Here is a 25,124-nt window from a genome sequence, read left to right on the forward strand (position 1 = left end):
GCCCCGGGCGAGCTTAGCGACGTCACGCTCGTGCGACGGAAACCGAAGGAATATCAGGCGCGTTAACAGCGCAAGGGTTGGTGGTTGCGCGATCGGCCCAGGGCCACGCACGCCGTTCCTGCTTCACGGCTTCCTCACGATCAATGCGAATGCCTGGGGTCGCCGAGCTTCTCCACGACTTTCAAGTAGAGGGTCGCGGGCTCCAGGCACATGCCGGTGGATAGCTGCCCGGTCATGCCGCGGAAGATTTCCTGCCAGGGCGTCTGCGGCGGCGGTATCTGGAAGGCCGGGCCGCCGCGGCGCGCTTCGAGTTCCGCCGGGTCGACCTCCAGCGTCACGGTGCGAGCGTTCAGGTCCACGCGGATGCGGTCGCCAGTGCGCAGCAGCGCCAGGCCCCCGCCCGCCGCCGCTTCCGGCGACATGTTCAGGATCGACGGACTTGCCGATGTACCGCTTTGGCGGCCGTCGCCCATGCAGGGCAGCGAGTCGATGCCCTGCTGGATCAGCCGGGCGGGCGGCGCCATGTTGACCACCTCCGCGCCACCGGGATAGGCAATCGGCCCGGCGCCGCGTATGACCAGCATGCAGTGTTCGTCGATGTTCAGGTCCGGGTCGTCGATGCGCGCGTGGTAGTCCTCCGGGCCATCGAACACGATGGCGCGCGCCTCGAAGGCGTTTTCGTCGCCGGGCGCCGACAGGTAGGCCTTGCGGAAATCCTCGCCCACGACGGACATCTTCATGATGGCGCTGTCGAAGAAGTTTCCCGACAGCACGATGAATCCGGCGCGCTGCTTCAGCGGCGTGTCGCAGCTGCGGATCACGTCGCGGTCCGTGGTGGCCGCGCTGCCGGCGATGTCGGCCACCGTCTTGCCGGACACGGTCAGGCAATCGCCATGCAGGCGGCCCGCGGCCAGCAGTTCATGCTGCACGGCCGGCACGCCGCCGGCGCGATGGAAGTTTTCGCCCAGGTATTCGCCCGCCGGCACGCAGTTGACCAGCAGGGGAACGTCTTCGCCGAAGCGCTGCCAATCCTCCAGCGACAGGTCCACGCCCATGTGACGCGCGATGGCGATCAGGTGAGGCGGGCAGTTGGTGGAGGCCCCCAGCGCGGACGCCACGACGATGGCGTTTTCGAAGGCGCGCCGCGTCAGGATGCGCGACGGCCGCAGGTCCTCGCGCACCATGTCGACGATGCGCAGGCCCGTGGCATAGGCCATCTGCCCGCGCTCGCGGTACGGGGCCGGAATGCTGGCGCAGGTGGGCAGCGACATGCCCAGGGCTTCGGCCAGCGAATTCATGGACAAGGCGGTGCCCATGGTGTTGCAGTGGCCCACCGAGGGCGACGAGGCCGTGGCCAGCGTCATGAAGCCTTCGTAGTCGATCTTGCCGGCGGCCATCAGGTTGCGGGCGTGCCAGATCACCGTTCCCGAACCGACGCGCTTGCCTTCGTGCCAGCCGTCCAGCATGGGGCCGCCGGACAGCACGATGGCCGGGATGTCGACAGTGGCCGCCGCCATCAGGCAGGCCGGCGTGGTTTTGTCGCAGCCCGTGGTCAGCACCACGCCATCCAGCGGATAGCCGTGCAGGATTTCCACCAGCCCCAGATAGGCGAGGTTGCGGTCCAGCGCCGCCGTGGGACGCCGGCCTTGTTCCGCCAGCGGATGCACCGGGAATTCCATCGGAATGCCGCCGGCATCGCGGATGGCGGCCTTGGTGCGCTGGGACAGCTCCAGATGGTGGCGGTTGCACGGCGCCAGGTCGCTGCCGGTCTGCGCGATGCCGATGATGGGACGTCCCGACTGCAGTTCGGCGCGCGTCAGGCCGTAGTTCAGGTAGCGCTCGACATAGATCGCCGTCATGTCGGCATGGGTGGGATCGTCGAACCATTTCTGGCTGCGCAGTCGGCGGGGGGCGTCGGACATGGTGAATCTCGTATGAATGTTTGCGGGGGCCGGCCACCGTGGCCGTACCCCGTCTCGCCCGCCGGAACAGGCACGGCGGAGGCCGGCCCCGGAATCGGCGGGCCGGCGCTTGCACAGGTCTATCGCTGCCCGGAAATCGCCTGTGGGCAGCGATCCTCCATCAGCCCTTGCGGACCTTGTTGATCTCGTCCTGCAGCTGCTTGACCAGCTCCGGCCCCAGGTCCTGCGTGTACTTGTCGACCACGGGCTGCGCCTTCTCGCGCAGCCGCTGCAGTTCCTCGGGCGACACGGCGTTGATCTTCATGCCGGCGTCCTTCAGCACCGCCATCGCCTTGGTGGAGTCGGCGCGGCTGTCCTTGCGCTCGAAATCGCGCGAGGAGGCGGCGGCCTGGCGGATCAGCTTCTGCTCGTCGGGCGACAGCGTGTCCCACCATTTCTTCGATGCCAGCAGCACCCACGGCGTGTATACGTGGCGCGTCAGGCTCAGGTAGGGCTGCACTTCGTAGAACTTGCTGCTCTGGATGGTGGTGACCGGGTTCTCCTGGCCGTCGACGGTGCGCGTCTCCAGGGCGGTGAACAATTCGGAGAACGGCATGGGCACCGCGTTGGCCCCCAGTGCGCCGAACACACCCAGCGCAATCTGGTTCTGCATCACGCGCAGCTTGATGCCCTGCATGTCTTCCGCCTTGGCGATCGGGTGCTTGGAATTGGTCACGTTGCGAAAACCGTTTTCCCAATACACCAGGCCGACCAGGCCCTTGGCGTCCAGCATCTTCAGCAGCTTTTCGCCGAAGGGGCCGTCCAGCACGGCATCGGCTTCCTTTTCGTCGTTGAACAGGAAAGGCAGATCGAAGACGCCGAATTCCTTGACCATGGTCGCCAGGGGCGCGGTGGAGCCCACCATCATTTCCTGCGCGCCACCCACCAGGGCCGCCTGCATCTGCTCGTCCGAGCCCAGGTTGGCGGAACCGTAGGTGCGCATCTTCAGCTTGCCGCCGCTGATCTTGCCCAGTTCTTCGGCCAGGTAGCGCGCCGCGCGGCCCTGGACGCTTTCTTCGTTCAGGCCGTAGCCGAAGCGGATGATCCGCGTCTTGACTTCCTGGGCGTGGGCCAGGCCCGCGGTGGCGCACGCCGAAACGGCGGCCAGCGCGATGGCCAACTTCTTCATGGAGGTAAACATGGTGGAGTCTCCTTGGGGTTATCGCTTCAAAGCGGCTACGGTTGTCGTTTCGGGGACATCGCTACCCGGGCCCCCGGTCTCGGCCGGGTGGGATGGCGGGCCTCAATGTATCCATTTCGCCGGCACGGTGATCAGCTCCGGGAAGATCACCATCAGCAGGAGCAGCAAGGTGTAGGCCACGACGTAACGCCACGCCCCGCGGATGATGGTCTCCATTCGGATGCGCGCGACGCCGGCCACGACGTTCAGCACGGTGCCCACCGGCGGCGTCAGCAAGCCCACGCAGCCCACCATGACGAACATCACGCCGAAGTACACCGGGTCAATGCCTGCCTTGGTGACCACCGGCATCAACACCGGCGCCAGGATCAGGATGGTGGGCGTCAGGTCCATCGCCGTGCCCACCAGCGTGAGCACGATCAGCATCGCGAACATCAGCCACTTGGGATGGTTCAGCAAGGGCTCCAGCAGCGCGACCAGGTCCTGCGGCATGTCGGCCAGCGTGATCATGTACGAGGACACCATCGCGGCGGCGACCAGGAACATGACGATGGCCGTGGTGCTCGCGGCGCGGACGAAGATCGGGCCGAGGTCGCGCAAGCCGATTTCCCGGTAAACGAACAGGCTGATCAGCAGGGCATAGACGGCGGCCACCACGGCCGCCTCGGTGGGCGTGAAGATGCCGCCGCGCAGGCCGCCGATGATGATGACCGGCAGGAACAGCGCCCACAGGGACTCGCGTACGGAGCGCAGTCGCGCGCCCCACGGTTGGCGCGGGGTGGGCGCGACATGGCCGCCACTCCTGCGGGCGGTCCACGACCACACGGCCACCAGCGTCAGCGCCATCAGCAGTCCCGGCGCGATGCCGGCGAAGAAAAGCTTGGTGATCGACACATTGGTCGCCACGCCGTAGATGATGAACGAGATCGACGGCGGAATGATGGGCGCGATGATGCCGCCCGCCGAAATGAGGCCGGCCGCGTCGCCGGCTTCGTAGCCTTTTTCCCGCAGCATGGGGATCAGCAGCGAGCCGAGCGCGGCCGCGTCGGCCACCGCCGAGCCCGACAGCGCCGCCAGCAGCACGCTGGCGAAGATGGCGACATAGCCCAGCCCCCCAGGGATGTGTCCGACGAACATGGCGGCCAGCTTGACGATGCGCCGCGAGATGCCGCCCTCGTTCATCAGCTCGCCGGCCAGCATGAACAGCGGCACGGCCATCAGCGTGAAGCTGTTGGCGCCGCCCAGCATGTTCTGCGCAAGGATTTGCGGGTCGACGAAATCCAGCTGGAACATCATCGGCACGGCGCTGATCATCAGCGCGAAGGCGATCGGCATGCCCAGCGCAAGGAGGCCCAGGAGCACGATCAGGAAGACGGAGAGAATCATGACGTCGGATGCAGGAAGATGGCGGCAGGGGCCAGGACGGAAGCTGCCCGGCGCGTGCCGGCCGTCGGCCGGGCCGACGTTGCGCGGGCAGGATCACGGGCCATGGGCGGGGGAAATCAGCTCAGAGGATCGACGGCGCTGGCGTCCAGCGGCGCCTCCGCGCCGCCCAGCGTCAATACGATGTCGGCAAGCGTCAGCAAGGCCATGACGACGGCGGCATACAGGCAGGCGATGTTGAATACGCCGGCCGGCCACCCCGTCACGGGCAGGCGCGTGCCCATGCCGATCACGGTCTGGTCCCAGCTGCCCTTGATCAACATGAGCAGTACGCCCAGGATCAGTACCTGGCAGAACAGGTGCGTGACGCGGCGCGCGCCCGCCCCGAAGCGTTCCACCAGCATCGTCACGCCCATGTGGGTGTGCTCGCGCAGCGCCAGCACCGAGCCGATGAAGATCAGCCACACGAACGCCAGGCGCGAGACCTCGTCGGACACATTGATGCCGGAGTTAAACAGGTAGCGCAGCGCGACGTTGCCGAACAGGAGCACGACCATGACGACCAGGCAGGCCATCATGAGCCAGCGCTGCAGGCTGAAGACCAGATCGAGTGCGCGGCCGAGCGGACCGCGCCCCAGCGCCGGCGAAGGAAGGGTTTGCATCGCTGTCTCCTGATGTTTTTTGGCGTTGCGATCGATGCGAAGCGCGATGTTAGCGCTATCATGCAATGCTTGCCAACCCCTGCCCGGGTTTGTCCCAAGGCCGCGTTTGGGTCAGACTACGGCCTTTTGCTTCCCCTCAGCCATGACGGTCCGCAAGTCCCGCAGCTCGCGCCATAACGGCGTCACCATGGCAGACGTCGCGCGCACCGCCGGCGTCAGCGCCATCACGGTATCGCGCGCGCTGCGCACGCCGGACAAGGTGCAGCCGGCGCTGCGGGCACGCATCCAGGCGGCGTGCGATAACCTGGGCTACGTACCGAATCACGCGGCCAGCGCACTGGCATCGGCACGCTCGCGCACGGTGGTGGTGCTGATCCCGTCGCTGAGCAATATCGTCTTCGTCGATATCCTGGCGGGCATCAAGGAAGTGCTGGATGCCCATGCGCACCATATGCATATCGGCCTGACCGGCTATTCCGCCGAGGCGGAAGAAGCCCTGCTGCGCACGTATCTGCAGCATTCGCCGGATGGACTGATCCTGACGGGGATCGACCACCGGCCGGGCGTGTGGAAACTGCTGGAGGCGCTGAAGATCCCCACCGTGCATACCATCGAAACGCTGAACGGCGGCGACGGACTCAGCGTGGGTTTTTCGCAGTTCGATTCTGGCTACGCCGCCGGCCGCCATCTGGTGGAGCGCGGCTATCGCCATATCGGCATCATCGGTGCGCAGCTCGATCCGCGGTCGCTGCGCCGCTGCGAGGGCTGCCGGCAGGCGCTGCGCGATGCGGGCATGCACGACCCGGCGCTGGAAATCATGACGCCCAGCAAGTCCTCGCTGAGCCTGGGTGCCGAACTGCTGGACGCGATGCTGCGCGAGCACCCCGAATGCGATGGCCTGTTTTTCTGCAATGACGACTTGGCGCAGGGCGCGGTGTTCCAATGCGGGCGCCTGGGCATCGCCGTGCCGGAACGCATGGGCCTGATCGGCTTCCATGACCTGACCGGCACGGCGTGGACGACGCCGCCGCTTTCCACCATCGCCACGCCGCGTTATGAAATCGGCCGGTCGGCCGCCACGCTGCTGATGAACGCGCTGCAGGGACGGCCCAATTCGCAACGGCATCTGGACCTGGGATTCCGGCTGGTGCAGCGGGAGACGACCTAGGGCCATGCCCGGCAAGGGCGCGACGCTTCAGGAAGCGGCCGTCGGCGGCGCCGAGGAGAACTGCTTCCAGACTTCAATGGCGCGCAGGCGCTGCCGCGCCACTTTTTCGATGCGTTCGCGCAAGTCGGCATCATGCGCGAGCAAGGCGCGGAAATCGCGCGCGGACATCATCAGCAGCTTGCTGTAGCCCAGCGAGGTCACGTCCGGCACCAGCGCCTGTTCGCCGAGAAGCGCCAGCTCCCCGAAGAACTCGCCGCTGCCCAGCTCGACGGTGGTGTTGTCCGGCAGATGCACCGCCACCGCGCCCGACGCGACGAAGCACATTTCGTCCCCCGCGCGGTCCTTCAGCACGGCCTGGTCCGGCAGCGCCAGCCGTGGCCTGAGCAGCCGCGAGATCGCGCGCAGCGAGTCGGCGCTCAGGTTCTCGAACAAAGGCACGCGCTTGATGAGCTCGGCCGCGCTCAACTCGATATCCAGCGGCGGATGCCGGTCGATATGCGCCCAGCGATGCTCCAGCTGGCGGGTCAGGTCGGCATAGACTTCCCCGCTGATCAGGAACTGGTCCAGCATATCCCGGTAGCGCATGCGTTCCAGCTGTCGCGCCACGCGCCCCAGATAGCTTTCCTGCAGCCACAGCGCATAGGTCGGATACTGCAGGTTCAGCGCCTGCAGCGCGTTCTCGACGGCATCCAGCCGCCGCTGGTGGGCCGTCACGATGCGCTGCGTGGCCTCTTCGCCCAGCATGACCTTCAGTTGCTGCCCCGCGAACAGGATCACGCGCTGCGCCACCGACCGCTTGCACATCAGCGCGGCAAACCGCTGCGCCAGTTCGCGCGACAGCCAGCTCTGGAAGCCGAACAGATAGTGCAGCCGCAGCGCCGCGCGGAAGGACCGCGAATAACGCACGTCGGCCGCGATGGCGTTCTCGAACCCGGCCACGCCGCCCGCACGCACGGCGTCTTCCAGGCGTTCGGCGCGAGCCAGCAGGGATTCGGCCATGCGCCAGTCGACGATCTGCGCCTTCAGGATGTCGAAGAACATTTCCTCTTCGCGCCGCGCCAGCGTGGCCAGCCCGATGTCTACGCGATCGGCCACGCTCATATGGCGCACCTCCGCATCGCGCAACTGGCCCAGCGTGCGGTCGAACACCGCGTGGATGCGCTCGCGCACTTCCGGCCCGATGTGCTCGGCCGCGGCAACCTCGTCGGTTTTTTCCTGCAGGTCGCCCAGCGCCACGGCCAGCGCCTGGTCGCGCAGGGTGGCCTCGTGCCGGGACAGTTCGTTCAGGCGCAGCATGCGGATCAGCGGGCGCAGGCTGATGCCGTTGATGAACAGCGTCAACAGCACGAACCCGGTCGTGGCCACGGCGACGAACTCGCGTGCTTCATAGGGCACGTCGCCGCGCTCGGTGACGGCCAGGGCCAGCGCCAGCGATACCGCGCCGCGCAAGCCGCCCCACAGCATGACGGTCTTGTACGCGCGGTTCACCCGCGTGCCCAGCCGCGTCATGCCCAGCAGCGGCACCAACCCGAACACGGCGACCGCGCGCGCCGCCAGCGCGGCGACGAAGAGCACCAGGATCAGGGCAATGTCGCCCAGCGTGGCGTCCGCCATCAGCCGCGGGATCAGCATGGCGGCGAACAGGAAGATCAGCGAATTCGCCCAGAAGCCGAACTGCTCCCATGCGCTGGTCAGGTGCTCGAAGGTGGTCGGCGCCATGCGCGTGCGTCCGGTCGAACCCACCACCAGGCCCGCGATCACCGTCGCCACCACGCCCGATACGTGCAGATAGTGGTCGCAGACGAAGAAGGTCAGGTAGGCCAGCGTCAACGTCAGCGTGATCTCCGCGGCGGGAAAGCCGCGCAGCACCGCGAAGAGCATGCACGCCGCTCGGCCCATGGCATAGCCGGCCAGGCCGCCACCCAGGAAGCTGACGACGAAGTCCACCAGGATGTGGCCCGCGGACATTTCGCCATGGCCGGCCAGCACGCCCACCAGCACGGAATACAGGGCGATCGACGCGGCGTCGTTGAACAGGCTTTCGCCTTCGACCAGCGTGGTCAGCCGCTTGGGCGCGCCGACCTCGCGAAAGATCCCCACGACGGCGGCCGGGTCCGTGGTGGCCACGATGGCGCCCAGCAGCAGGCAGACGACCAGGCCATACGAAGACAGGCCGTTCAGCGTAATGCCCACGACCACCGTGGACAGGAACACCGCCACGATGGCCATCATCAGGATGGGTCCGATGTCGTCCATCAGGCGCCTGACGTTCATCGACAGCGCGGTTTCGAATAGGAGGACGGGAAGGAAAACGGTAAGGAAAGTTTCCGAGGAGATCTCGAACTTCTCCAGCGAATCCAGCATACCGGCCAGTACGGGCGGCGCCCAGCCATGGATATGGATGACGATACCGAGCAGACATCCGACGATGGCCAGCAGCACGGAATACGGCAACCCCAGCCGGCCGGCAAGCGGAGGCATGAAGCAGACCAGCGTCAACAGCGCCGCCAAGCCGAAAACCAGCAAACCCACATCCATCTAATTCTTTTCCGCGCCATGGTTCATTTAGCGGAGAGGATAGCTGGTTTTGCCGCGGGCGCACGTTTCGTTACGGGCGGCACGATTTGGTGGATGCCCGCCGCCGCGTATTTTCGCTAACGTTGGCGGCATCCGCACCGCCGCGGCAGCATCCGCCCATGCCGCGGAGCATGCCGACGGGACAGGATGCATACACCGGAGCCGCCGTTGCACACTATCCCGAAGCCTTCCCTTCCATCGCCGGCAAGCGCCGCCGACCCGGGCGCGAGCGATGCCGCCGACAGCAGGCCCATCGTGGCGCTGCAGCTTACCGATCCCCATCTCTTCGCGACGCCCGGCCTGATGCTGGGCGTGGACACGAATGCGAGCCTGCGCGCCGTGCTTGCCGCCATCCGCCGCGATCACGGCAACGCCGATGTGCTGCTCGCCACGGGAGACCTCTCCCATGACGGCAGCGAGCTGTCCTATCGCCGCTTCGCCGACGCGCTCACGCCGCTGGGTATCCCCGTGCGCTGCCTGCCGGGCAATCACGATACACCCGCCACGCTCAAGCGAGCGCTGGGGGCGTGGACCGAGCCCATCGGCGATGTCGGCGCGTGGCGCATCATCCTGCTGGATTCGCGGACCGACGGTTCCAATGCCGGCCACCTGGAGCGCGACCAGTTCGAACTGCTGGACCATGGCCTGTCGACCGCGCAGGGCCGGCCGGCCCTGGTGGCCGTGCATCACAACGCGGTGCAGGTCAGCCCCGAATGGCGCGACGCCATGATGCTGGACAACGCGGCGGAACTGTTCCGCCATCTGACCCGCTGGGGCAATGCGCGCGTTCTGCTATGGGGCCACGTCCACCAGGAATTCGACCGCCGGCGCGGCAATGTCCGCATGCTGGCCACGCCATCCACCTGCTTCCAGTTCACCATCCGCGACGGCCGCCACCGGCTGGATCCGCAGCCGCCCGGCTATCGCTGGCTGAAGCTCTATCCGGACGGTTCGATCGCCACGGGCGTGCGCCGGCTGGACGCCGCGCTATGGCGTGCCCTGGTGCAGGAATGGAACGAGCCGGAGGAAATCCCCATCGCCGTGGACCCGGCCGCGGACCGCGATGCGCCGGCCGTGCACGCCGAAGGCGCATAAAAAACGGGGCACCGCTTGTGGGTGCCCCGCCAAACACCTGTCTCATAGGGGAGGGGAAAGAGGAGAAGCCGAGACAGGTGAGAAGACGACGGGCCCGGAATGCTCCAGGCGCGTGGTCTACGTAAGGTTAGGCTGGGTGCCCATGAGAAAGTTTCGCCGATACGGCGGATTTCCCGTGGCGAGATGTATCAGGATTTAACGAAAAAGGCCCTCAAGAGGGCCCTCTGGGGAGACGCCGCCGGAGGCCGGCGGTAAAGACCCCGGCCCATGGGGCCGGCCGGTCTCGTGTTACGCCGGCTGCAGGCTGCCGCGCATCTTCTTCAGCGCGGCGGCCTCGATCTGCCGGACGCGTTCCGCGGAAATGCCGTATTCCTGGGCCAGCTCGTGCAGCGTGGCGCCGCCGTCATCTTGCAGCCAGCGCGCCTGCACGATGTGGCGGGACCGCGGATCCAGGGCTTCCAGGGCATCGTTCAGGCCCGTGCTCTGCAGCTTGTCCATGGCCTTGCGCTCGAGCACGCGAGTAGGTTCCTGCCGCCCTTCATCGGACAGGTAGGCGATGGGCGCGTAGGCGTCCTCGTCATCGTCCTGCGCTTCGAGCGCCATGTCGCGGCCGGACAGGCGGACTTCCATCTCGCTGACGTCTTCCGGGCGCACGTTCAGCTGGCGGGCGATTTCGTCCACCTGTTCCGTATCCAGCGTCTTGCCGTCGGGCCGCATGCTGCGCAGGTTGAAGAACAGCTTGCGCTGAGCCTTGGTCGTGGCCACCTTCACCAGGCGCCAGTTGCGCACGATGTACTCATGGATTTCGGCCTTGATCCAATGCACCGCGAACGACACCAGCCGTACGCCGCGCTCGGGATCGAAGCGCTTGACCGCCTTCATGAGGCCGACGTTGCCTTCCTGGATCAGATCGGCATGCGGCAGGCCGTAGCCCAGGTACTGGCGGGCGATGGACACCACCAGGCGCAGGTGCGACAGCACCAGTTCACGGGCAGCGTCCAGGTCGCCGCCGTCGCGCAGGCGGCGGCCCAGGGAGACTTCCTGCTCCGCGGTCAGGATCGGCAGGCGGTTCACCGCGGAAATGTATGCGTCGATCGTTCCCAGCGCGCCTGGATTGGCGATGGCCAGCGTCAGGGCGTTGCCGGGTAAGGCCAACGAGGAACTCGGTTGTTTCATGGTGTTGTGCTCCAGGAAACCGCTATGGGTAGAACGCATTCGTGTGATGTTAGCACTCTGAATTAGGGAGTGCTAATTCGACCCGCGACAGCGTCCGAAGTTCAACGGGCGCGCCATGCAGGCCCCTGAAAGACCGGCTACCAGCCGCGCTGCTTCAGCGCGTCCTGCGTGGCGGCGTCCTCCGGGCGGATGAACAGGGCGCCGCGGGGGTCCACGAACACGCGGTAGCGCGCGCCATCGAACATCGGCATGTAGGCCCCGCTGCCGTACTGTACGTCCACGAAGGGCAGCCAGCCCGGGAACCGCTGCTTCAGCGCCCCCAGGTCAGGCATGCCCGCCGGACCGAGCGCATAAACCGTGCGCGGTTCGGACTGATCCGCCGCCGGGTCGGTGTAGCGGCCCGACAGGCGCTCCAGGCGATACAAGGGCGGCACGCCCGCCAGCAGGGCAGGCAGCCGCCACCGCACCATCCGCGCATCGATCTGCCACTCGTCGCCGCGCAGGGTGTAGTCCTCGGGCGCCTTGCCCGGCAATTCCGCCGTGGCCACGAACTGCCGCGGCGCCTGCTGGCGCAGCACGATGCGGGCCACGGGCTCGTCCGCGGTCAGGCGGAAGAACTGGTACAGCGTAACGGCGAACATGGCCGATACGCAGGCCAGGGCCAGCAACAGCAGGCCCACCAGGCGCCGCATCGGCCGCAGGCGGAACTGGCGGCGGCCGCGCGCATCGCGGGGGCCGCCCCTGCCCAGGAACAGCCCGAAGCCGATGAGCAGGGCCGCGATGGTCACCACCGCGATCCAGACGGATGGAGCGACGCCTTCGATCAATGCGATCCTCGCGAAATGCCCACGGACAATTCCAGTATATAGAGGGCGTCAAGCCCCGCCATCGGCCAGGACTTCCGGCGTGGCCGCGCCCTGCAGGCGCTCGGCATGGAAGCGGATATGGTCTTCCATGAAGGTCGAAATGAAGTAGTAGCCGTGGTCGTAGTCCGCGTGCCGCCGCAGCTGCAAGGGCTGCCCGGCCTGGGCGCAGGCCGCTTCGAAAGCGTCCGGATACAGTTGCTGCGCCAGGAAGCGGTCGGCCAGTCCCTGGTCGACCAGTATGCCGGCCGGATACGGCGCGCGGCTGGAAGCCATCAGCGCGCTGGCGTCATGGGTGGCCCAGGCGTCGGAATCCGTCCCCAGATAATTGGAGAAGGCCTTCTGGCCCCAAGGACAGCGGCTGGGCGCCGCGATGGGGGCAAAGGCCGAGACGGAACGGAACCGCCCGGGATGGCGCAGCGCCAGCACCAGCGCCCCATGGCCGCCCATGGAATGGCCGAAGATGCCGATACGGCTCGGCACAGCGCCCAGTTGCGCCGTCGCCATGCCGTAGAGCTCCTGCGCGATGTAGCTTTCCATGCGGTAGCGCGGCGCCCACGGCGCCTGTGTCGCGTCCAGGTAGAAGGCCGCCCCGGTCCCCAGATCCCAGTCCTGGTCCTCGCCCGGCACGCCGGCGCCCCGCGGGCTGGTGTCGGGCGCGATCAGCATCACGCCGTAGCGGGCCGCCCAGCGCTGCGCGCCCGCCTTGATCATGAAGGTTTCCTCGTTGCACTCCAGCCCGGCCAGGAAGAACAGCGCCGGCACCGGGCCGCCGTCCGCCTGCGGTGGGGTGTACACCGAGAAGCGCATGGGCAGCCCGATGACGGCCGACTCATGCCGGTAGACGCGCTGCCAGCCGCCGTGGCAGCGATGCTGCGCCAGGACTTCCAGGGCCGCCATCAGTACAGCACCACCGAGCGGATGGACTCGCCGCGCTTCATCAGGTCGAAGCCGTCGTTGATCCTGTCCAGGGGCAGGGTATGGGTGATGAGGTCGTCGATGTTGAGCTTGCCTTCCATATACCAGTCCACGATCCTGGGAACGTCGGTCCGGCCGCGCGCGCCGCCGAAGGCCGATCCTTTCCATTCCCGGCCGGTCACCAGCTGGAACGGCCGGGTGGCGATCTCCTCGCCGGCGGCGGCCACGCCGATGATGATGGATTTGCCCCAGCCCTTGTGGCAGCACTCCAGCGCCTGGCGCATCAGCTTGGTATTGCCTACGCATTCGAAGGAATAGTCGGCGCCGCCGTCGGTCAGCTGGATCAGGTGGTCGACGACGTTTTCGACCTCGGACGGGTTGACGAAGTGCGTCATGCCGAACTTGCGCGCCAGCGCTTCGCGGCGCGGATTGATGTCCACGCCGATGATCTTGTCGGCGCCCACCATCTTGGCCCCCTGGATGACGTTCAGGCCGATGCCGCCCAGGCCGAAGACGACCACATTGGCGCCGGCCTCCACCTTGGCGGTATAGACCACGGCGCCGACCCCGGTGGTCACCCCGCAGCCGATATAGCAAACCTTGTCGAACGGCGCATCGTCGCGGATTTTGGCCAGGGCGATTTCCGGCACCACGATGTGGTTGGCGAAGGTGGAGGTACCCATATAGTGGTGGATGGGCTTGCCCCCCAGCGAAAACCGGGACGTGCCGTCCGGCATCAGCCCCTTGCCCTGGGTGGCGCGGATCGCCTGGCACAGGTTGGTCTTGCGGGACAGGCAGAACTTGCACTGCCGGCACTCCGGCGTGTACAGGGGAATGACGTGATCGCCCGGCTTCAGGCTGGTCACGCCCGCGCCGGTTTCCAGCACCACGCCAGCGCCCTCGTGCCCCAGGATGGCCGGGAACAGGCCTTCCGGATCCGCGCCGGAAAGCGTGTAGTAATCCGTGTGGCAGATACCGGTCGCCTTGATCTCCACCAGGACCTCGCCGGCCTTGGGGCCTTCCAGGTCGACGTCCTCGATGGTCAGGGGGGCGCCGGCTTTCCAGGCGATGGCGGCTTTGGTCTTCATGGTTGCTCCAGGCGATGCGCTTCGGTCGGGAAATGTTAACGCGTTACCGGGGTAACCTTACTGTTGCGCGCGGCCGTTTACGCGGTACCATTTATTTTCCTGCGCGAACGTCCCGTTCCCTGCATGTCTCGGTCCTGACATCCCTATGGCTCGCCTGCCCCGACTGTACGCTCCCGGACTGCCGCAACTCGTGCAGGCCAACTTCATCAATCCCCTGGCGGCCCCGTCGCAGCCGGCGCCGGCCGACACGCTGAACCAGGTGGCGACATGGCTGGGCGAGACCGCCACCCGCAACCGCGTGGCGCTGCACGGCTGGGTGCTGGCCACGGACCGCATCCTGCTGCTGGCCACGCCGGTGGACGGCGAAGGGCTGCCGCGGCTGATGCAGACCTTGGGGCGCAACCTGGCGGCGCGCCTGCGCGGCGGCCGGGTGTTCGCCGGCCGCTATCGTTCCGCGCTGGTGGAGCCGGGCGCCTGGGTCCTGCCCGCGCTGGTCTGGCTGGAAACCTATCCGGTGCGCAGCGGGGCCACCCACGATGCAGAACTGTGGCCGTGGTCTTCCGCGGCCGGCCATACCGGCTCCGGCCAGCCCCAGGTGGCCTGGATGTCGGACCACGCCGACTACTGGTCCTGCGGCAACACGCCTTTCGATCGGCAGGCGAACTACCGCAAGCGCCTGCAGGAAGGCCTGACCCGCGAACAGATCCAGCGTATCGACCAGGCCGTCCAGGGCCAATGGGCGCTGGGCGGCACGGATTTCATCGCCATGCTGGCGCACACGGCCAGCCGCCGCGTCACCCCCGGGCAGCGCGGCCGCCCGCGCAAGAATCCCGTGCCGCCGCCGGCGGAAACGGAACCTACCGGCTCCTGACCCGCTTCGCCGTCGTCTCCACTTGCCCGTTTGCGCGCAAATATAATATGTCCCCAAATAAAACAAGGTCTAGGGGCCACGCGATTTTATAGGGGACGCACCCCTATTGTTTTGCTTGCGAGCCTAGGGTGACCCCTGTATCTTCCCGGTTTGCGCCGCAACAAAGTGTGGCAGTCCCTTCTTTTTCAGCGGCCCCGGCCCTGGAGCGCTTCATGACCGTACCGACTTCCCCCGACGCCTGTCGCCCCGCGCCGGCGCGTCCCATCGACGCCACGCGCATCGGCCTGCCGGCTGCCCAGGGCCTTTACGACCCGCGCAACGAGCATGACGCCTGCGGCGTGGGCTTCGTCGCCCATATCAAGGGACGCAAAAGCCACGCCATCATCCAGCAGGGCCTGAAGATCCTGGAAAATCTGGACCACCGGGGCGCCGTGGGCGCGGACAAGCTGATGGGCGACGGCGCCGGCATCCTGATCCAGATCCCGGACGCGTTGTACCGCGAAGAACTGGCCCAGGGCGGCGTCATCCTGCCCCCGCCGGGCGAATACGGCGTGGCCATGGTCTTCCTGCCCAAGGAAACCGCGTCCCGGCTGGCCTGTGAGCAGGAGCTGGAACGCGCGGTACGGGCCGAAGGCCAGGTGGTGCTGGGCTGGCGCGACGTGCCGGTGGACGTGGACATGCCCATGTCGCCCGCCGTGCGCGAGCTGGAACCCGTCATCCGCCAGCTGTTCATCGGCCGCGGGGCCGACGTCATGGTGCCGGACGCGCTGGAACGCAAGCTGTACGTCATCCGCAAGACGGCCAGCCATGCCATCCAGAACATGCGGCTGGCCCACGGCAAGGAATACTTCGTGCCGTCGGCATCGGTGCGCACCGTGGTCTACAAGGGCCTGCTGCTGGCCGACCAGGTGGGGCGCTACTACCGCGACCTGGCCGACACCCGCACGATCTCGGCCCTGGCCCTGGTGCACCAGCGCTTTTCGACCAACACCTTCCCGGCCTGGCCGCTGGCCCACCCGTATCGCATGATCGCCCACAACGGCGAAATCAACACGGTCAAGGGCAACTTCAACTGGCTGCGCGCCCGCGAAGGCATGATGCAGTCCGCCGTGCTGGGCGACGACCTGCCCAAGCTGTACCCCATCGTGTACGAGGGCCAGTCGGATACGGCCACCTTCGACAACTGCCTGGAACTGCTGGTGAATTCCGGCTATTCCCTGGCCCACGCCATGATGATGATGATCCCGGAGGCCTGGGAACAGCATACGCAGATGGACGAAAGCCGCCGCGCCTTCTACGAATACCACGCCGCGATGATGGAACCGTGGGACGGCCCGGCCGCCGTGGCCTTCACCGACGGCCGCCAGATCGGCGCCACGCTGGACCGCAACGGCCTGCGCCCGGCGCGCTACCTCGTCACCGATGACGACATGGTCATCATGGCGTCCGAAGCCGGCACGCTGCCCATCCCGGAAAACCGCATCGTCAAGAAATGGCGCCTGCAGCCGGGCAAGATGTTCCTGATCGACCTGGAGCAGGGCCGCATCATCGACGACGTGGAAATCAAGTCGCAGCTCGCCAACTCGCGGCCCTACCGCCAGTGGATCGAGCGCCTGCGCGTCAAGCTGGAATCGCTGCCCGCGCCCCGGCAGCCGGCCAACCCGCCGGCGCCCGCCGCATCGCTGCTGGACCGCCAGCAGGCCTTCGGCTGGACACAGGAAGACTACAAATTCATCCTGGAGCCCATGGCCATCTCGGGCGAGGAAGCCATCGGCAGCATGGGCAACGACGCGCCCCTGGCGGTGCTGTCGAATCGCGCCAAGCCGTTCTACAACTATTTCCGCCAGTTGTTTGCCCAGGTCACCAACCCGCCCATCGACCCCATCCGCGAACAGCTGGTGATGTCGCTGGTGTCCTTCATCGGGCCCAAGCCCAATCTGCTGGACATCAATAACGTCAATCCCCCGCTGCGCCTGGAAGTGTCGCAGCCGGTGCTGGATTTCGCCGCCATGGCGCAGATCCGCGACATCGAGCAGGTCACCGGCCACAAGTTCCGCAGCATGGAGCTGGATATCAGCTATCCGGCCGCCTGGGGCCGCGAGGGCATCGAGGCCCACGTGGCGGCCCTGTGTGCGCGCGCCGTCGATGCGGTGCGCAGCGGCTACAACATCCTGATCGTGTCGGACCGCCGCGTCGATGCCGAACGCGTCGCCATCCCGGCGCTGCTGGCCACCTCGGCCATCCACCAGCACCTGATCCGCGCCGGCCTGCGCACCAACACGGGCCTGGTCGTGGAAACCGGCTCGGCGCGCGAAGTGCACCACTTCGCCCTGCTGGGCGGCTACGGCGCGGAAGGCATCCATCCCTACCTGGCGCTGGAATCGCTGGAAAAGATGGCCGAGCCGGAAAAGGCCATCAAGAACTACATCAAGGCCATCGGCAAGGGCCTGAACAAGGTCATGTCCAAGATGGGCATCTCGACCTATATGTCCTACACCGGCGCACAGATCTTCGAAGCCGTCGGCCTGCAAAGCGCCCTGGTCGAGAAGTACTTCACCGGCACGGCCAGCACGGTGGAAGGCATCGGCATTTTCGAAGTCGCCGAGGAAGCGCTGCGCCTGCACCGCGCGGCCTTCAGCCAGGACCCGGTGCTGGCCAACGACCTGGACGCGGGCGGCGAATACGCCTATCGCGTGCGCGGCGAAGAGCACATGTGGACGCCCGATTCCATCGCCAAGCTGCAGCACGCCACGCGCGCCAACAACTACCGCACCTACAAGGAATACGCGCAGATCATCAACGACCAGAGCCGCCGCCACATGACGCTGCGCGGCCTGTTCGAATTCCGCTTCGATCCCACCCGCGCGATCCCGCTTGAAGAAGTCGAGTCCGCCAAGGACATCGTCAAGCGCTTCGCCACGGGCGCGATGTCGCTGGGCTCGATCTCGACCGAGGCCCACTCCGTGCTGGCCGTCGCGATGAACCGCATCGGCGGCAAGTCCAACACGGGCGAGGGCGGGGAAGACGAAATGCGCTATCGCGCCGAAATGCGCGACGGCAAGAGCCCGGTCAAGGACGGCGACACGCTGGCCTCCATCCTGGGCGGCGAACGCATCGAGGCCGACGTGCCGCTGAAGGCCGGCGATTCCCTGCGTTCCCGGATCAAGCAGGTGGCGTCGGGCCGCTTCGGCGTCAGCGCCGAATACCTGAGCAGCGCCGACCAGATCCAGATCAAGATGGCGCAGGGCGCCAAGCCGGGCGAAGGCGGACAGCTGCCGGGGCACAAGGTCTCCGAATACATCGCCAAGCTGCGCTATTCGGTGCCGGGCGTGGGGCTGATCTCGCCGCCGCCGCACCACGACATCTATTCGATCGAAGACCTGGCGCAGCTGATCCATGACCTGAAGAACGTCAATTCGCGGGCATCGATCTCGGTCAAGCTGGTGTCCGAAGTGGGCGTGGGCACGGTCGCGGCGGGCGTTGCCAAGGCCAAGGCCGATCACGTCGTGATCGCCGGCCACGACGGCGGCACGGGCGCTTCGCCGGTATCGTCGATCAAGCAGGTCGGCACGCCGTGGGAACTGGGCCTGGCTGAAACCCAGCAGACCCTGGTGCTGAACCGCCTGCGCAGCCGCATCCGCGTGCAGGCCGACGGCCAGATGAAGACGGGCCGCGACGTCGTCATCGGCGCGCTGCTGGGCGCCGATGAATTCGGCTTCGCGACGGCGCCGCTGGTCGTGGAAGGCTGCATCATGATGCGCAAGTGCCATCTGAACACCTGCCCCGTCGGCGTGGCCACGCAGGATCCCGTCCTGCGCAAGAAGTTCCAGGGCAAGCCGGAGCACGTGGTCAACTATTTTTTCTTCGTTGCCGAGGAAGTGCGCGAAATCATGGCCCAGCTGGGCATCCGCAAGTTCGACGAGCTGATCGGCCGCAGCGACCTGCTGGATACCCGCACCGGGATCGACCACTGGAAGGCGCGCGGGCTGGACTTCAACCGCGTGTTCTACCAGGCGCCGTCCGAAGGCCCGGTGCGCCAGACCGAAAGCCAGGACCACGGCCTGGCCGCGGCGCTGGACCACCAGTTGATCGAGCGCAGCAAGCCGGCGCTGGAGCGCGGCGAGAAAGTGTCCTTCATCGTGCCGGTGCGCAACCGCAACCGCACCATCGGCGCCATGCTGTCCGGCGCGGTGGCGTCGCGCTACGGCCACGACGGGCTGCCTGACGACACGATCCATATCCAGTGCAACGGCACGGCGGGCCAAAGCTTCGGCGCCTTCCTGGCCCACGGCATCACGCTGGACCTGGTGGGCGAAGCCAACGACTACGTGGGCAAGGGCCTGTCGGGCGGCCGCATCGTGGTGCGTTCGCCCAACGATTTCCGCGGCTTCGGTCCGGAACACATCATCGCCGGCAATACCGTCATGTATGGCGCGCTGGCGGGCGAAGCCTTCTTCAACGGCGTGGCGGGCGAACGCTTCGCGGTGCGCAATTCCGGCGCCGCGGCGGTGGTGGAGGGCACGGGCGACCATGGCTGCGAATACATGACCGGCGGCACGGTGGTGGTGCTGGGCGCCACCGGGCGCAACTTCGCCGCCGGCATGTCGGGCGGCGTGGCCTACGTCTGGGATCCGGACGGCAGTTTCCGCACGCGCTGCAACCTGGCGATGGTGGAACTCGAAGCCGTGCTGCCGCACGCCGAGCAGCAGCACATGAACAACATCGACGTCTGGCACAGCGCGCAGCGCGGCGACGAACGCGAAACCGACGAGAGCATCCTGCGCCGCCTGATCGAGGACCACTTCCGCTATACCGGCAGCTTCCAGGCGCGCGACATCCTGGGCAACTGGGAAGTTTCCCGCGGCAAGTTCGTCAAGGTCATGCCGACCGATTACCGCCGCGCATTGGGCGAAATGTGGCGTGCGGCCAACCCGCAGAAAATGGCCGCTTAAGGAAAGACCATGGGCAAAATCACCGGATTTCTCGAATACCAGCGCCTGCAGGAGGCCTATGAGCCTCCGGCCGCGCGCCTGAAGACCTGGCGCGAATTCGTGCTGCGCCTGGACGACAACGCGTCCAAGGTGCAGGCCGCGCGCTGCATGGACTGCGGCATTCCGTTCTGCAACAACGGGTGCCCGGTCAACAACATCATCCCCGACTGGAACGACCTGGTGTACCGGCAGGAATGGCGCAAGGCGCTGGACGTGCTGCATTCCACCAACAACTTCCCCGAGTTCACGGGCCGCATCTGCCCCGCGCCCTGCGAGGCGGCCTGTACCTTGAACATCAACAACGATGCGGTGGGCATCAAGTCCATCGAACACGCCATCATCGACAAGGGCTGGGAAGAAGGCTGGGTGGTGCCGCAGCCGCCCTCGCGCAAGACGGGCAAGAAGGTGGCCGTGGTGGGCTCGGGCCCCGCGGGCCTGGCCTGCGCGCAGCAACTGGCCCGCGCCGGCCACGCGGTGACGGTGTTCGAAAAGAGCGACCGCATCGGCGGCCTGCTTCGCTACGGCATCCCGGATTTCAAGCTGGAAAAGTCGCAGATCGACCGCCGCATCGCGCAGATGGAAGCCGAAGGCGTGGAGTTCTGCCCCTCCACCTACATCGGCAACGCCGGCGACCCGGCGGCGGACGGCCTGACCGCCCGCACGCCCGAATCGCTGCGCGAGGAATTCGATGCGGTCGTCATGGCGGGCGGCGCGGAAACCCCGCGCGACCTGCCCGTGCCGGGGCGCGAATTGCAGGGCGTTTACTTCGCCATGGACTTCCTGCGCCAGCAGAACAAGGCCGTGGCGGGCGACCGCCTGGTCAACCAGACGCTGGCCAAGGGCAAGCACGTGGTGGTCATCGGCGGGGGCGACACGGGTTCGGACTGCGTGGGCACCAGCAACCGGCACGGCGCCGCATCGGTCACGCAGTTCGAGTTGATGCCGCAGCCGCCCGAATCGGAAAACAAGGCGCTGACCTGGCCCTACTGGCCGGCCAAGCTGCGCACCTCGTCCTCGCACGAGGAAGGCTGCGAGCGCGATTGGGCCATCACCACCAAATCCCTGGTCGGCGAAAAGGGCGTGGTGCGCAAGCTGGTCGCGGCGCGGGTGGAGTGGGTCAAGGACGAAGCCACCGGTCAGCTGAAGATGCGCGAGGTCGAGGGCTCGGAATTCGACATCAAGGCCGACCTGGTGCTGCTGGCCATGGGCTTCGTGTCCCCGCGCCAGCAGGTACTGGACGCCTTCGGCGTGGACCGCGATACGCGCGGCAACGTGCGCGCCAATACCGACGACTACCGCACCAGCATGGAAAAGGTCTTCGCCGCGGGCGACATGCGCCGCGGACAATCCCTGGTGGTCTGGGCTATCCGCGAAGGCCGCCAGTGCGCGCGCGCCGTGGACGCCTTCCTGATGGGCGAAAGCGACCTGCCGCGCTGAGCCCCCGCCCGCCAGCCAGCCCGCGCCCCACCGCGCGGGCTTTTTTCTTTTCCAGTCCTAAGGAGGCCATGCGCGCCGGCCACCCTGCTCATCCGTCCGTTGACCGAGGTCAAGCCGCCCGCATCCCCGGTGCGAGACCCTGTTGATTCCTATCGATCACATGGAGAATCAACATGCTACCCCTCACCGCGCGCCCGCGTGCCGCCCTCCTTGCCGTTTTGCTGGCCGCCGGCGCCCATGCCCTGCCGGCGCAGGCGCATGAGGCCGGCGATGTGCTGTTCAAGGTGGGTGCGACGCAGGTGCGGCCGAAATCCGGCAACGGCAGCGTGCTGGACGGCAGCGTCGACGTGGACGTCGGCAACAGCGTGCGCCCCAGCTTCACGCTCACCTACATGGCGACGCGCCATGTCGGCATCGAGCTGCTGGGCGCGTGGCCGTTCGAACACGATATCCGGGGCAGCGGCGGGCTGGGCAAGATCGGCTCCACCAAGCAATTGCCGCCCACCCTCAGCCTGCAATGGCACTTCCTGCCGGACAGCACGGTGCAGCCCTACGTCGGCGTCGGCGTGAACTACACCCACTTCTTCGATACGAAGAGCGAAGGCGCGATCAGCGGATCGGATCTCGAACTGCAGGACTCCTGGGGTGTCGCCGCCCAGCTGGGCGTGGACGTGAAGCTGAGCGAACGCTGGTTCATGACCGCCGACCTCCGCTACATCGATATCTCGTCCAAGGTAAAGCTGGACGGCCAGCGCATCGGCACGGCGCACATCGATCCCTGGGTGGCCACGGTGGGTGTGGGCTATCGCTTCTAGCAGTGGCCGGGCATGCCCACTCGCGGGGCAGCGATGCCAGCGCCGGTTTACGCCGACGCGGCGCTTGCCATTAAGTCTGGAGACAACTGCCCCGGGTAAGATGGCGGCAATTCTTCCACCGAACGCGTCATCGTGCGCCCGTCCGCCACGTCCCCCGCCCCCGCCACGCTCGCGCAAGCGCCGACCCTAGGCCAGATCTTCACGGCGTTCGCCAAGATCGGGCTGACCAGCTTCGGGGGTGGCCTGAGCGGCTGGATGCTGCGCGAGTTCGTCCAGGCGCGGCGCTGGCTGTCCGAAGCGGAATTCCTGAGCGGCCTGGCGCTGGCCCAGGCGTTTCCCGGTGTCAACGTGGTGAACCTGTCCATCTGGATCGGCTTTCGCCTGCGCGGCGGCCGCGGCGCCTTCGTGGCGGCGCTGGGCATGATCGTCCCGCCGGTGACCAGCGCCATCATCCTGGCCGCGCTGTTCGCCGAGCTGTCCCACTCTCCGTCCGTGCATATCGTGCTGGCCGGCATCGCCGCCGCCGCTGTCGGCCTGTCCCTGCAGATGGGGCTGCGTGCCGCCTACCGCGCGGCGACGGGCACCCTGCCGATCCTGGTCATGGTGATCGTCTTCGGCACCATTTTCGTTGCCGGCCTGCCGCTGCTGTGGGTGGTGGGCCTCATGGCGCCCCTGTCCATCCTGCTGGCGTATCTGCGGCTGCGCCGCGAGGGGAAAAGGCCATGACCGGTGGATCGGCGCTTTGGGACCTGTTCGCCGTCTTCGCCCCGCTGTCCTTCCTGACCGTGGGCGGGGGACAGAGCGTCGTGGCGGACATTCATCGCCAGGCGGTGGACGTCTACGGCTGGATGAACGACGCCCAGTTCCTGGACCTTTTCGCCCTGTCCCGCATCACGCCGGGGCCGGGGTCGCTGCTGGTCACGCTGGTGGGCTGGCAGGTGCGCGGCGTCCTCGGGGCGGTGGTGGCGTCCTTCGCCATCTTCGTGCCCAGTACCGTGCTCATTTATGCGCTGGCCCGCGTCTGGCAGCGCTACAACGGCCGGCTCTGGATCCGCGCCATCGAAAGCGGCCTGGCCCCGGTGGCGGCCGGCATGATCCTGGCGGCGTCATGCACGATTTTGCGCGCCGCCGAGGGCGGCGCCTGGGCCTGGGCGGTGGCCATCGCCTCTACGCTGCTACTGTTGCGCACCCGCGTCAGCCCCTTTTTGTTGCTGGGCGGCGGAGCGCTGGTCTTTCTCGTCGCGCTCAGATAAGACCCGATTACCGTCGAGCTACAATGCAGGGCCGTGGGGACGGACCGCCCCCGCCCAACTTGTTGCCGTATGCCGACTGATCCAGACGCCCGCACCGTCCAAGCGCTGAAGTTCACCGACGTTTCCCTGGGATATGGGGATTTCACGGTATTGCAGGGCATTTCCATGACGGTGGCGCCCGGCCAGGTCATCGCGGTCATGGGGGGCTCCGGCTCCGGCAAGACGACGATGCTGCGCGCCGCCACCGGCCAGTTGCAGGCGCGCACCGGCCAGGTCCAGGTGTTCGGCCACGACATGAGCCGCGTCTCCCCCGACGAGCTGCAAAGCCTGCGCAAGCGCATGGGCGTGCTCTTTCAGCAGGGCGCCCTGTTCACCGACCTGGATGTCTTCGAGAACGTCGCCTTCCCGCTGCGCGAACATACCGCCTACAGCGAGGCGGAAGTCCTGGAACGCGTGCTGGACAAGCTGCACGCCGTCGGCCTGCGCGCGGCCGCCCATCTGCAAGTGTCGGAGATCTCCGGCGGCATGGCGCGCCGCGTGGCGCTGGCCCGCGCGGTCGTGCTGGAACCGGAATTGATTCTCTATGACGAGCCTTTCGCCGGACTGGACCCTATCTCCATGGGCATCACGGCGCGGCTGATCCGCGACCTGTCCGACCGGCTGAAGTGCGCGTCCGTGCTGATCACGCACGACGTCCAGGAGTCGTTCTCCATCGCCGACCAGGTGTACCTTGTGGGACAGGGACGCCTGGTGGCCTCGGGCCGGCCCGACGAGCTATCGGCCTCCACCGACCCCTACGTGCGCCAGTTCCTGCACGGCGAACCGGACGGCCCGGTCGCGTTTCATTATCCCGACACGCCGGCCTTCGACCGCTGGCTGGCCCGACAAGAAGGACGCAGGCCATGAGCGATTCCCACTCCGCTTCCGTGGGACCGATCAGCCGCCTGGGCGGCTGGGTCGCCGATACCATCGGCGGCATCGGCTACTTCACGCGCTTCTTCGGCGCCTTGCTGGCCAAGAGCGGCATCGCGCTGCGCCGGCCGCGGCTGGTCTCGCAGCAGGTGCATTTCATCGGCAACTATTCGCTGATCATCATCGCGGTGTCCGGCATGTTCGTCGGCTTCGTGCTGGGCCTGCAGGGCTACTACACGCTGCGCCGCTACGGGTCCGAGGAATCCCTGGGCCTGCTGGTCGCCCTGTCGCTGGTGCGCGAACTGGGGCCGGTGGTGACGGCGCTATTGTTCGCCGGCCGCGCCGGTACCTCGCTGACCGCCGAAATCGGCCTGATGAAAGCAGGCGAACAACTGGCCGCGATGGAAGTCATGGCGGTCGATCCCATGCGGCGGGTGCTGGTGCCGCGGCTGTGGGGCGGCATCATCGCCATGCCCGTCCTGGCCGCGGTGTTCTCGATGGTGGGCATCATGGGCGGCTGGCTGGTGGGCGTCGTGCTCATCGGCGTGGACGCCGGCGCCTTCTGGTCGCAGATGCAAAGCGGGGTGGATGTATGGAAGGATGTCGCCAACGGGGTGCTAAAAAGCATCGTGTTCGGCGTCGGCGTCACGCTGGTTGCCCTGTACGAAGGCTGGCAGGCCCGCGCCACGCCGGAGGGCGTCGCCCGCGCGACGACGCGCACCGTGGTCGTCGGCTCGCTGGCCGTGCTGGCCCTGGACTTCCTGCTCACCGCACTGATGTTTGGCAACTAGATGGACCCACCCCCGAAGCGCT

The 25,124-nt window shown here is 67.1% G+C and carries 19 protein-coding genes; 10 read left to right on the plus strand and 9 right to left on the minus strand.

What is annotated here, in order from left to right; all coding sequences use genetic code 11:
• Nucleotides 1-140: 140 nt before the first annotated feature.
• The 4 genes from AKI39_RS00435 to AKI39_RS00450 form a co-directional block, all read right to left on the minus strand.
• Nucleotides 141-1,922, minus strand: coding sequence for an IlvD/Edd family dehydratase (locus tag AKI39_RS00435; protein ID WP_066631394.1), 1,782 nt, complete (start codon nucleotides 1,920-1,922; stop codon nucleotides 141-143).
• Nucleotides 1,923-2,082: 160 nt separating this feature from the next.
• On the minus strand, nucleotides 2,083-3,102 hold the full coding sequence (locus tag AKI39_RS00440; protein WP_066631400.1) for a TRAP transporter substrate-binding protein: 1,020 nt from the start codon (nucleotides 3,100-3,102) through the stop codon (nucleotides 2,083-2,085).
• Between the two features lie 102 nt (nucleotides 3,103-3,204).
• Nucleotides 3,205-4,488 (minus strand): TRAP transporter large permease, encoded by a 1,284-nt coding sequence (locus AKI39_RS00445; protein ID WP_066631402.1) that lies wholly within the window; start codon nucleotides 4,486-4,488, stop codon nucleotides 3,205-3,207.
• A 116-nt stretch (nucleotides 4,489-4,604) separates the two neighbouring features.
• Entirely contained in the window at nucleotides 4,605-5,147 is a 543-nt protein-coding gene (locus AKI39_RS00450) for a TRAP transporter small permease (protein ID WP_066631404.1), read from the minus strand.
• Nucleotides 5,148-5,289: 142 nt separating this feature from the next.
• On the opposite strand from AKI39_RS00450, the gene AKI39_RS00455 reads away from it, so the two are divergent.
• Nucleotides 5,290-6,315 (plus strand): LacI family DNA-binding transcriptional regulator, encoded by a 1,026-nt coding sequence (locus AKI39_RS00455; protein WP_066631412.1) that lies wholly within the window; start codon nucleotides 5,290-5,292, stop codon nucleotides 6,313-6,315.
• A 27-nt stretch (nucleotides 6,316-6,342) separates the two neighbouring features.
• Here the strand turns inward: AKI39_RS00455 and AKI39_RS00460 are convergent, their stop codons facing one another.
• Nucleotides 6,343-8,853: a cation:proton antiporter gene (locus AKI39_RS00460; protein ID WP_066631414.1), complete on the minus strand. Its 2,511-nt coding sequence runs from the start codon at nucleotides 8,851-8,853 to the stop codon at nucleotides 6,343-6,345.
• A gap of 207 nt (nucleotides 8,854-9,060) precedes the next feature.
• Between AKI39_RS00460 and AKI39_RS00465 the strand changes: the two genes are divergently transcribed.
• Nucleotides 9,061-9,987, plus strand: coding sequence for a phosphodiesterase (locus AKI39_RS00465; protein WP_066631416.1), 927 nt, complete (start codon nucleotides 9,061-9,063; stop codon nucleotides 9,985-9,987).
• 288 nt (nucleotides 9,988-10,275) lie between these two features.
• On the opposite strand, the gene rpoH is transcribed toward AKI39_RS00465, so the two are convergent.
• The 4 genes from rpoH to AKI39_RS00485 all read right to left on the minus strand — a co-directional run bounded on the left by rpoH (nucleotide 10,276) and on the right by AKI39_RS00485 (nucleotide 14,032).
• A complete protein-coding gene (gene rpoH / locus AKI39_RS00470) occupies nucleotides 10,276-11,163 on the minus strand; it encodes an RNA polymerase sigma factor RpoH (protein ID WP_066631418.1) in 888 nt (295 codons plus the stop codon).
• Between the two features lie 137 nt (nucleotides 11,164-11,300).
• Nucleotides 11,301-11,990 carry a hypothetical protein gene (locus tag AKI39_RS00475; protein WP_066631420.1) on the minus strand — a complete coding sequence of 230 codons (690 nt, stop codon included), beginning with the start codon at nucleotides 11,988-11,990 and terminating at the stop codon, nucleotides 11,301-11,303.
• A 48-nt stretch (nucleotides 11,991-12,038) separates the two neighbouring features.
• Nucleotides 12,039-12,926 carry an S-formylglutathione hydrolase gene (gene fghA, locus AKI39_RS00480; RefSeq protein ID WP_066631422.1) on the minus strand — a complete coding sequence of 296 codons (888 nt, stop codon included), beginning with the start codon at nucleotides 12,924-12,926 and terminating at the stop codon, nucleotides 12,039-12,041.
• The gene (locus AKI39_RS00485; RefSeq protein ID WP_066631427.1) at nucleotides 12,926-14,032 is read right to left on the minus strand and encodes an S-(hydroxymethyl)glutathione dehydrogenase/class III alcohol dehydrogenase; all 1,107 of its coding nucleotides are present in this window, start codon (nucleotides 14,030-14,032) and stop codon (nucleotides 12,926-12,928) included. The genes fghA and AKI39_RS00485 overlap by 1 nt, the downstream gene beginning before the upstream one ends.
• Before the next feature lie 145 nt (nucleotides 14,033-14,177).
• Here AKI39_RS00485 and AKI39_RS00490 point away from each other — a divergent pair, with 145 nt between their 5' ends.
• From AKI39_RS00490 to mlaE, 8 genes are all read left to right on the plus strand, one after another.
• Nucleotides 14,178-14,903, plus strand: a complete 726-nt coding sequence (locus AKI39_RS00490) for a hypothetical protein (RefSeq protein ID WP_066631429.1) — start codon at nucleotides 14,178-14,180, stop codon at nucleotides 14,901-14,903.
• A 212-nt stretch (nucleotides 14,904-15,115) separates the two neighbouring features.
• Nucleotides 15,116-19,855 (plus strand): glutamate synthase-related protein, encoded by a 4,740-nt coding sequence (locus tag AKI39_RS00495; protein WP_066631430.1) that lies wholly within the window; start codon nucleotides 15,116-15,118, stop codon nucleotides 19,853-19,855.
• 9 nt (nucleotides 19,856-19,864) lie between these two features.
• Entirely contained in the window at nucleotides 19,865-21,331 is a 1,467-nt protein-coding gene (locus AKI39_RS00500; RefSeq protein WP_066631431.1) for a glutamate synthase subunit beta, read from the plus strand.
• 173 nt (nucleotides 21,332-21,504) lie between these two features.
• Nucleotides 21,505-22,146, plus strand: a complete 642-nt coding sequence (locus AKI39_RS00505; protein ID WP_066631432.1) for an OmpW/AlkL family protein — start codon at nucleotides 21,505-21,507, stop codon at nucleotides 22,144-22,146.
• A 132-nt stretch (nucleotides 22,147-22,278) separates the two neighbouring features.
• Nucleotides 22,279-22,872 carry a chromate transporter gene (locus AKI39_RS00510; protein WP_066631433.1) on the plus strand — a complete coding sequence of 198 codons (594 nt, stop codon included), beginning with the start codon at nucleotides 22,279-22,281 and terminating at the stop codon, nucleotides 22,870-22,872.
• Nucleotides 22,869-23,399: a chromate transporter gene (locus tag AKI39_RS00515; RefSeq protein ID WP_066631435.1), complete on the plus strand. Its 531-nt coding sequence runs from the start codon at nucleotides 22,869-22,871 to the stop codon at nucleotides 23,397-23,399. Before AKI39_RS00510 ends, AKI39_RS00515 begins: the two co-directional genes overlap by 4 nt.
• Before the next feature lie 69 nt (nucleotides 23,400-23,468).
• Nucleotides 23,469-24,305 carry an ABC transporter ATP-binding protein gene (locus AKI39_RS00520; RefSeq protein WP_066631436.1) on the plus strand — a complete coding sequence of 279 codons (837 nt, stop codon included), beginning with the start codon at nucleotides 23,469-23,471 and terminating at the stop codon, nucleotides 24,303-24,305.
• Nucleotides 24,302-25,102: a lipid asymmetry maintenance ABC transporter permease subunit MlaE gene (gene mlaE, locus AKI39_RS00525; RefSeq protein ID WP_066631437.1), complete on the plus strand. Its 801-nt coding sequence runs from the start codon at nucleotides 24,302-24,304 to the stop codon at nucleotides 25,100-25,102. The genes AKI39_RS00520 and mlaE overlap by 4 nt, the downstream gene beginning before the upstream one ends.
• Nucleotides 25,103-25,124: the final 22 nt, after the last annotated feature.

Source organism: Bordetella sp. H567 (assembly GCF_001704295.1).
In the GTDB taxonomy this organism is placed as follows: domain Bacteria; phylum Pseudomonadota; class Gammaproteobacteria; order Burkholderiales; family Burkholderiaceae_B; genus Bordetella_C.

What these genes read in the sequence shown, in the direction of transcription:
- AKI39_RS00520 (WP_066631436.1), top strand. Translation starts at nt 23,469, where the DNA reads ATGCCGACTGATCCAGACGCCCGCACCGTCCAAGCGCTGAAGTTCACC.
- AKI39_RS00490 (WP_066631429.1), top strand. Translation starts at nt 14,178, where the DNA reads ATGGCTCGCCTGCCCCGACTGTACGCTCCCGGACTGCCGCAACTCGTG.
- AKI39_RS00460 (WP_066631414.1), bottom strand. Translation starts at nt 8,853, where the DNA reads ATGGATGTGGGTTTGCTGGTTTTCGGCTTGGCGGCGCTGTTGACGCTG.
- mlaE (WP_066631437.1), top strand. Translation starts at nt 24,302, where the DNA reads ATGAGCGATTCCCACTCCGCTTCCGTGGGACCGATCAGCCGCCTGGGC.
- AKI39_RS00440 (WP_066631400.1), bottom strand. Translation starts at nt 3,102, where the DNA reads ATGTTTACCTCCATGAAGAAGTTGGCCATCGCGCTGGCCGCCGTTTCG.
- AKI39_RS00445 (WP_066631402.1), bottom strand. Translation starts at nt 4,488, where the DNA reads ATGATTCTCTCCGTCTTCCTGATCGTGCTCCTGGGCCTCCTTGCGCTG.
- rpoH (WP_066631418.1), bottom strand. Translation starts at nt 11,163, where the DNA reads ATGAAACAACCGAGTTCCTCGTTGGCCTTACCCGGCAACGCCCTGACG.
- AKI39_RS00505 (WP_066631432.1), top strand. Translation starts at nt 21,505, where the DNA reads ATGCTACCCCTCACCGCGCGCCCGCGTGCCGCCCTCCTTGCCGTTTTG.
- AKI39_RS00450 (WP_066631404.1), bottom strand. Translation starts at nt 5,147, where the DNA reads ATGCAAACCCTTCCTTCGCCGGCGCTGGGGCGCGGTCCGCTCGGCCGC.
- AKI39_RS00515 (WP_066631435.1), top strand. Translation starts at nt 22,869, where the DNA reads ATGACCGGTGGATCGGCGCTTTGGGACCTGTTCGCCGTCTTCGCCCCG.
- AKI39_RS00485 (WP_066631427.1), bottom strand. Translation starts at nt 14,032, where the DNA reads ATGAAGACCAAAGCCGCCATCGCCTGGAAAGCCGGCGCCCCCCTGACC.
- AKI39_RS00500 (WP_066631431.1), top strand. Translation starts at nt 19,865, where the DNA reads ATGGGCAAAATCACCGGATTTCTCGAATACCAGCGCCTGCAGGAGGCC.
- AKI39_RS00435 (WP_066631394.1), bottom strand. Translation starts at nt 1,922, where the DNA reads ATGTCCGACGCCCCCCGCCGACTGCGCAGCCAGAAATGGTTCGACGAT.
- AKI39_RS00455 (WP_066631412.1), top strand. Translation starts at nt 5,290, where the DNA reads ATGACGGTCCGCAAGTCCCGCAGCTCGCGCCATAACGGCGTCACCATG.
- fghA (WP_066631422.1), bottom strand. Translation starts at nt 12,926, where the DNA reads ATGGCGGCCCTGGAAGTCCTGGCGCAGCATCGCTGCCACGGCGGCTGG.
- AKI39_RS00495 (WP_066631430.1), top strand. Translation starts at nt 15,116, where the DNA reads ATGACCGTACCGACTTCCCCCGACGCCTGTCGCCCCGCGCCGGCGCGT.